This is a genomic window from Bradyrhizobium sp., from assembly GCF_027451485.1.
GTDB lineage: Bacteria > Pseudomonadota > Alphaproteobacteria > Rhizobiales > Xanthobacteraceae > Bradyrhizobium.
This window is the reverse complement of record NZ_DAIDJE010000137.1, coordinates 1-7405: the sequence shown is the minus strand read 5'-3', so window position 1 is coordinate 7405 and position 7405 is coordinate 1. Positions and strand designations below refer to the sequence as shown.

The 7405-nt window shown below is 64.3% G+C and carries 6 protein-coding genes; 1 reads left to right on the top strand and 5 read right to left on the bottom strand.

The genetic code is table 11. From position 1 onward, the window contains the following. From NEZ08_RS17520 to NEZ08_RS17510, 3 genes are all read right to left on the bottom strand, one after another. Positions 1 to 1323, bottom strand: a 1323-nt coding sequence (locus tag NEZ08_RS17520) for an MFS transporter (RefSeq protein ID WP_298109468.1), incomplete at its 3' end; no start/stop codon positions are given. Positions 1324 to 1506: 183 nt separating this feature from the next. Beyond that, entirely contained in the window at positions 1507 to 3003 is a 1497-nt protein-coding gene (guaB, locus tag NEZ08_RS17515) for an IMP dehydrogenase (protein ID WP_298109465.1), read from the bottom strand. A gap of 219 nt (positions 3004 to 3222) precedes the next feature. Continuing rightward, positions 3223 to 3471 (bottom strand): hypothetical protein, encoded by a 249-nt coding sequence (locus NEZ08_RS17510; protein WP_298109462.1) that lies wholly within the window; start codon positions 3469 to 3471, stop codon positions 3223 to 3225. A gap of 334 nt (positions 3472 to 3805) precedes the next feature. On the opposite strand from NEZ08_RS17510, the gene NEZ08_RS17505 reads away from it, so the two are divergent. After that, positions 3806 to 5281, top strand: coding sequence for a DHA2 family efflux MFS transporter permease subunit (locus NEZ08_RS17505; RefSeq protein ID WP_298109459.1), 1476 nt, complete (start codon positions 3806 to 3808; stop codon positions 5279 to 5281). Between the two features lie 145 nt (positions 5282 to 5426). Here NEZ08_RS17505 and NEZ08_RS17500 read toward each other — a convergent pair whose 3' ends face one another. Continuing rightward, on the bottom strand, positions 5427 to 6110 hold the full coding sequence (locus tag NEZ08_RS17500) for an RlmE family RNA methyltransferase (RefSeq protein WP_298109456.1): 684 nt from the start codon (positions 6108 to 6110) through the stop codon (positions 5427 to 5429). A gap of 97 nt (positions 6111 to 6207) precedes the next feature. After that, the gene (locus tag NEZ08_RS17495) at positions 6208 to 7269 is read right to left on the bottom strand and encodes a Ppx/GppA phosphatase family protein (RefSeq protein WP_298109454.1); all 1062 of its coding nucleotides are present in this window, start codon (positions 7267 to 7269) and stop codon (positions 6208 to 6210) included. Positions 7270 to 7405: the final 136 nt, after the last annotated feature.

Genomic DNA, 7405 nt, shown 5'->3' with positions numbered 1-7405 from the left:
ACCAAGCGCCAGCGCGACCGTCGCGCCGTCGTGGCCGGCCAGCGCAAAGCACAGCGCGGCAAGTGCTGCGCCCGTAGTCTGTCCGGTCAGGCGCGCGGTTGCGACGATGCCGCTCGCGCCGCCGCTGCGCCCGGACGGCGCGCTCGACATGATCGCGCGCAGGTTCGGCGTCTGGAAGAAGCCGAAGCCGAGCCCGCAAACTGCCATCCGCCAGACGATGTTGAGAATGCCGGGCGAAGGCGGCAGCGTCGCCAGGAGCGCCATGCCGATACCGAGCATGACGAGGCCGATCCCGCCGAGCAGGCCTGCCGGATGACGATCGCTCAACCGCCCGCCGATCGGCGCCATGATCGCGACCACCAGCGGCCACGGCGTCATGAAGAAACCGGTCTCTACCTGGCTCCGGTGCAGGACATCTTCGAAATAGAATGGCAGCGATACGAAGCCGATGCCCTGCACCGCAAACGAGCAGACCGCCGTGGCGGCCGAAAGCGCAAACATCGGCCGGCGAAAGAGGTCGACCGGTAGCATGGGCGCCGGATGGTCGGCCTGGCGGCGGATCAGGAGCAGGCCAAGCGCGATTCCGGTCACGAGTTCGGCGACGACCGGACCAGGCGAGGCCCGGTGCGCCGCGCTGCCGACGCCGAGAATGACGAGGCCGAGACACATCGCCGCGAGCGCCGCGCCGAGAAAATCGAAACCATGATCGGCACGCGGCGTCCGCGGCAGCGTCCGCATGCCGATCGCCATCGCCACCAGACCAAAGGGAATGTTGACCGCAAACAGCCACGGCCAGGCGCCGAAGGCGAGGATACCGGACGCGATCGTCGGTCCGAAGGTGAAGGCGGTGCCCACCACCAGCGCGTTATAGCCGTATCCGCGGCCGATCATCCGGCTCGGATAGACAAAACGGATCAGCGCCGAATTCACGCTCATCAGGCCGGAGGCGCCGAGGCCTTGCAACACACGCGCAACCAACAGGCTCGGCAGCGACCATGCCATCGCGCATCCGAGCGAGGCGATGGTGAACAGCAGGAGGCCGCCGAGATAGATGCGCTGATGTCCGACGATCTCGCCCAAGGCGCCGAGCGGCAGCAGCGTCGCCACCAGCGCGATCTGATAGACATTGACGACCCAGACCACGTCCGCCGGGCTCACGCTAAGGTCGGTGGCAATCGATGGCAAAGCGATGTTGGCGATCGCGGTGTCCAGCGAAGCCATCGCCACCGCGGCGGAGATCGCGACCACCGCCCAGAGCCGGCGTTCGATCGGCAGGCCATCAGGCGGCGATGCCGGCTTCTCGGCCTTCACCTGCTGCAACATCCGCACGTTCTCTCTTGCGGCGCTGCGCCGCACGCCGGATGTACTATGGAAGTCCGGTCAGCCCCATAGACCATGTTGCATGATGCGTATGCGCTGCTCCGCCATGGCGAGGGAGCGATTCTGGATAGTTCGCTCATTCCTAAGCGATGCGACAGCATCGAGCCCGAAATGAAAGGAGGGAGCTTACACCCCGCCGGGATAATTCGGCGACTCGCGCGTGATCGTCACGTCATGCACGTGGCTCTCGCGCAAGCCCGCGCCGGTGATGCGTACGAACTGCGCCTTGTCGTGGAACTCGGCGATGTTACGCGCACCGACATAGCCCATTGCGGCGCGCAGGCCGCCGGCGAGTTGGTGCATGACATTGGCGACCGGTCCCTTGTACGGGACCTGCCCCTCGATGCCTTCCGGCACCAGCTTGAGCGTGTCCTTGATGTCCTGCTGGAAGTAACGATCGGCGGAGCCGCGCGCCATCGCGCCGACCGAGCCCATGCCGCGATAGGCCTTGTAGGAGCGGCCCTGCCACAAGAACACTTCGCCCGGCGTCTCGTCAGTACCGGCAAGCAGCGAGCCGACCATCGCGATGTCGGCGCCTGCGGCGAGCGCCTTGGCCAGATCGCCGGAGAACTTGATGCCGCCATCGGCGATGACAGGCACGTCGGCCTTTTTTGCCGCCTCGACCACATCCATGATCGCAGTGAGCTGCGGCACGCCGACACCGGCGACAATTCGTGTGGTGCAGATCGAGCCCGGGCCGATGCCGACCTTGATCGAGTCGGCGCCCGCATCGATCAGCGCCTGTGCGCCTTCCCTGGTGGCGACGTTGCCGGCGATCACCTGCACGGCATTGGACAGCCGCTTGATGCGGTTGACCGCTTCCAGCACCCGCGCGGAATGGCCGTGGGCGGTGTCGACCACGACCAGATCGACGCCGGCATCGATCAGTTGCTCGGTGCGCTCGAAGCCGCCCTCGCCGACCGTGGTCGCCGCCGCCACGCGAAGCCGGCCCTGCGCGTCCTTGCAGGCGAGCGGATGCGCAACCGCCTTCTCCATATCCTTCACGGTGATCAGGCCGACGCAGCGATATTGATCGTCGACGACCAGAAGCTTTTCGATGCGATGCTTGTGCAGCATTCGCTTGGCTTCGTCCTGGCTGACCCCCTCGCGCACGGTCACGAGGTTTTCGTGCGTCATCAGTTCGGAGACTTTTTGCCGGGGATCGGTGGCAAAGCGCACGTCGCGGTTGGTGAGAATGCCGACCAGTTTTCCCGGCCGTCCTTCGCCGGCGCCGGTAACCACCGGAATGCCGGAAAAACCATGGGTGCTCATCAGCGCCAGCGCATCCGACAGCATCGCATCCGGACCGATGGTGAGCGGATTGACCACCATTCCGGATTCAAACTTCTTGACCTGACGCACCTGCGCCGCCTGGCCTTCGGGATCGAAATTGCGGTGAATGACGCCGACGCCGCCGGCCTGCGCCATCGCGATCGCCATGCGGGCTTCGGTGACGGTGTCCATGGCCGAGGCCATGATCGGGATGTTGAGCGGAATGGCGCGGGTGACCCGCGAGCGGATATCGGCTTCGGATGGAAGGATGTCGGAAAGGCCAGGTTTCAGCAGCACGTCATCGAACGTGAAAGCTTCACTGATCGCCGGAAGTCCCTGCACCTGCGCCATTACCAACTCCGTCTGAATTCTGGATAAGCCAAGGCGACGGCGAAAGCTGGCTTCACCGTCGAATCGGGCCCATCGATAGGGTTGGCGGTGGTCGTTAGCATGCCACCATCACGAATCAAAGGGGCCATTCCGCATTCCTGCGGATGGCCCACAACCACCGTCCTTGCGGTGGTAAAAACGACCGCGGATGCAAGCGCAACCCGCGGAATCGCTTCTCATTTAATAGTGAAATTCCTGCGCTGTGCGAACGCGCGATGATCCGCTATCAAGACAACGCCGGGCGGCCGCGATCTCGGCTTCGGTTGCGCCCTTGCTTCGCGCCCAGGCCTCAGCCATTTCGGCGCTGTACTTGGCAACGTAATATCGCACGACCGAACAGGAGGCGCGATGCAACAGGCCCTCGGCCGAGGCTTCAACGGGAGCCAGCACAAGGAGGGCGGCGGCAACGAACAGCAGACGAAACCCCATGCTTGGGTTTTTCCTTCTTCAAGATTTGACGGGAATGTGAGCTCGGCGGCTCAGATGAGGCTGAGTGTCACAAGGCTCCCAATGGCACAACCCCGTAACAGGCATAACGCGCAGAGAAGCTATGCACATGGTTGCGCATTAAGGTTTCTGCGGGAATCGGGACAAAAGCAAGGCACTTGCGACACCCCCATACCTAAAACCTTTTTGAAGTTGCGCACTTAACACACTCGTCGACAGAAAGTTCCAAACAATCTTCGCGATGGCCGCTCGAAGAGCAAAATGATAGAGGCGGCTCTTCGGGTTCCTTCTCCTCCCTCCCCGCCCTCCCATTTTCATGAACAAACAACGCTTGATCCCGCTGATCGTGGCCACGGCACTGTTCATGGAAAACATGGATTCGACCGTCATCTCGACGTCGCTGCCCGCGATTGCCGGCGACATCGGAACGAGCCCGCTGACGCTCAAGCTCGCTATCACCTCTTATCTGCTGTCGCTTGCCGTGTTCATTCCGGCGAGCGGCTGGACCGCCGACCGCTTCGGCGCACGGCTTGTGTTCTCGACAGCGATCGCGGTCTTCATGGCCGGATCGATCGGCTGCGCACTATCGGGCTCGGTGACGGATTTCGTGATCGCCCGAACGCTGCAAGGTGTCGGCGGCGCGATGATGACGCCGGTCGGGCGTCTCGTGCTGTTACGCTCGATCGACAAGAGCGCGCTGGTGAACGCAATGGCCTGGGTCACCGTGCCGGCGCTGGTCGGTCCCGTGATCGGGCCGCCGCTCGGCGGTTTCATCACCACCTATTTCTCCTGGCACTGGATCTTCCTGATCAACATCCCGATCGGCCTGCTCGGCATATTCATGGCGCTGCGCGTCATCGATCCGATCAAGAGTGAAAATCCGGAACGGTTCGACCTCTACGGCATGGTGCTGGCGGGCATCGGACTGGCCGGCATCGCCTTTGGCCTTTCAGTCGCCGGACTCAATCTCCTGCCGTGGAGTGTCGTCGCCACGCTGGTGGCGATCGGCTCGATCTCGATGGCACTCTATGTCATCCACGCCCGGCGAACCGCCTCTCCCGTGCTCGATTTCACCCTGCTGCATCTACCGACCATGCGCGCCAGCATCGTCGGCGGCTTCATGTTCAGGCTCGGCATCGGCGCGCTGCCCTTTCTGCTGCCGCTGTTGATGCAGATCGGCTTTGGTCTCAGCCCGTTCAAGTCGGGGCTGGTCACCTTCGGGACCGCTGTCGGCGCGATGGGCATGAAGACGCTGGCCGCGCGGCTGATCCGCACCTTCGGTTTCCGCAACCTGATGACCGTCAACGCTGTTATCAGCTCGGTTTTCCTCGCCGCCTGCGCGCTGTTCACGGTCACGACTCCGCTGCTGCTGATCGTGATCATCCTGGTGGTCGGCGGGTTCTTCCGCTCCCTGGAATTCACCGCGATCAACACCGTCGCCTATGCGGAGGTCGAACCGCCGCAGATGAGCCGCGCCACCACCCTCGTCAGCGTCAACCAGCAATTGGCGATTTCGGCCGGCGTCGCTGTCGGCGCCTTCTGTGTGGAATCGACGCTCTGGATTCGCCACATGCAGGAGCTCACTGCGGAAGCCTTTGCGCCGGCGTTTCTCGTGGTTGGCGTGATCTCGGCGATGTCGGCCCTCCTCTTCTGGCGCATGCCCGACGATGCCGGCCACGAAATTTCCGGCCGCAAGGCGGTCGAGATTTCCAGCCGCAAGGGCGCGGCGAAGGAGGCGGTCAAGGCTGCCAGCCAGGGCACCCAGGATGCGCGGGATCAGAAGCTGGGGTGAGACTCGCTCGTGTCGCAGTCGCGGCGTAGCGTTGCCGCTGCCACGAGAGCATGGACCAATAGACCGCCTGAACCCGCATCGGACTGCGCCGAGCCCGCCGAAATGCCTGAATGCGGCTCCCGCAGCGCTGCATCCGGGAACGCGGCTAAGCGTTCCCGCCCCTGAACCCCGTCGCCAGCACATAACGCTCGGACGAGTCCTGCCGGCTCGCAGCGGGCTTGACGTGGCGCACGCTCGCATAATCGCGCTTCAACTGCCCCATCAGTTGGGCGTCCGCGCCGCTTTGAAACGTCTTGGCGAGGAACGTGCCGCCGGGTTTCAGCACCTCGGCGGCAAAGGCCGCGGCCGTTTCAACCAGCCCGACCATGCGCAGCTGGTCGGTCTTGCGATGACCCGTGGTGTTGGCCGCCATGTCGGACATCACGACATCGGCGCGGCCTTCCATCATAACCATCAGGCGTTCCGGCGCGCTTTGGTCGAGGAAATCGATCTGTGCGAAGGTGACACCTGCAATTTCAGGCATCTCCAGCAGATCGATCGCGACCACCCTGCCCTTGCCGCTTGCGACGCCGACTCGTTTGGCGGCGACCTGGCTCCAGCCGCCCGGCGCAGCGCCGAGATCGACCACCGTCATGCCCACCTTGAACAAATGATACTTGTCGTCGATCTCGGTGAGCTTGTAGGCCGCGCGCGAGCGAAAGCCCTCGCGCCTGGCGCGCGTCACATAGGGATCGTTGAGCTGCCGCTCCAGCCAGAGCTTTGAGGACAGCTTGCGCTTGCCCGCGCTCTTGACGGTGACGTGCAGCCGCCCGGTCGTGTCTTTCGCCATATGATCTCGCTTGTCATTCCGGGCGCGAGTGCAACGAGCGAAGCCGGAATCTCGAGGGTCCGGGTCGGATGCTTGCGCACCATCCCGGAACGATATCTTACCGGCCAGCCAGCGCGCCGTCTTCGCGCATCATCTCCACCAGCATGCCTTCGCGAAGCCCCCGGTCGGCCACCCGCAGCCGCGGCAGCGGGAAAGCGTGACGGATCGCATCAAGGATGGCGCAACCGGCGAGCACCAGATCGGCGCGCTCGACGCTGATGCAGTGATTGGCGGCGCGCTCCTGGTAGCTCATGCGCAGCAGCCGCGCGATGGTCGCGGTAATCTCCGCATCGTTCATCCAGACCCCGTCGACCCGACGCCGGTCATAGCGATGCAGGTTGAGATGAACGCCGGCGAGCGTCGTCACGGTGCCTGAGGTACCGAGCAGGTGCATGTCGGTCAGGTCACGGCTGTGCTCGGCGGCGAAGGCCTCGACATGCCGCGCCACTTCAGCGGTCATCGCCGCGTAGGATTGCGCCGTGACGTCGCGGCCGCCGAAATGCTCGGCCAGCGTCACTACGCCGAGGGGGATCGACATCCAGGCCTTGATGCGCGGCGTTGCGTCCCGCAACGAGGGATCGCGCTCGATCCGCACCAGTTCGGTCGATCCGCCGCCGATGTCGAACAGGATCGCGCCGCGTCCCGTGGGATCGAGCAGCGGCGAGCAGCCGATCACGGCCAGCGCGGCCTCGGTTTCGCGGTCGATGACCTCGAGACGAATGCCGGTTTCGGCCGCGACGCGGTCGCGAAATCCGTCGGCGTTGGCGGCAGCACGGCAAGCTTCGGTTGCGATCAGCCGCAGCCGCCTTGCCTTCCGCGACCTGATCTTGTCGCGGCAAACGGCGAGCGCGGCGATCGCGCGTTCGATTGCCGCTTCGCTGATGCAGCCGGTGGCCGAAATGCCTTCGCCCAAGCGCACGATCCGCGAAAACGAATCGACCACGCGAAAGCCGTCTTCGGTGGGGCATGCGATCAACAGGCGGCAGTTATTGGTGCCGAGATCGAGCGCGGCGTAGACCTCGCTTCCCGGCACCAGCCTCGCCGCCGCGGCATCCGCGATCGGTATGGCCGAGCTTCCGCGCGACGCCGCGTCGTCGCGAGAGCGCGTATCGTCCTTCATCCAAATGTCTTTCTCGGGGCCAGCGCCCACTCGGGGCCAGCGCCCGCCGAGGAATGTCCGTTTCGGACCAACTCTAGCAGTGGCGAAGCGAGTGGCAAGGGCGGTGCAGCAATCCCTATATTAGGCATGCCCAATC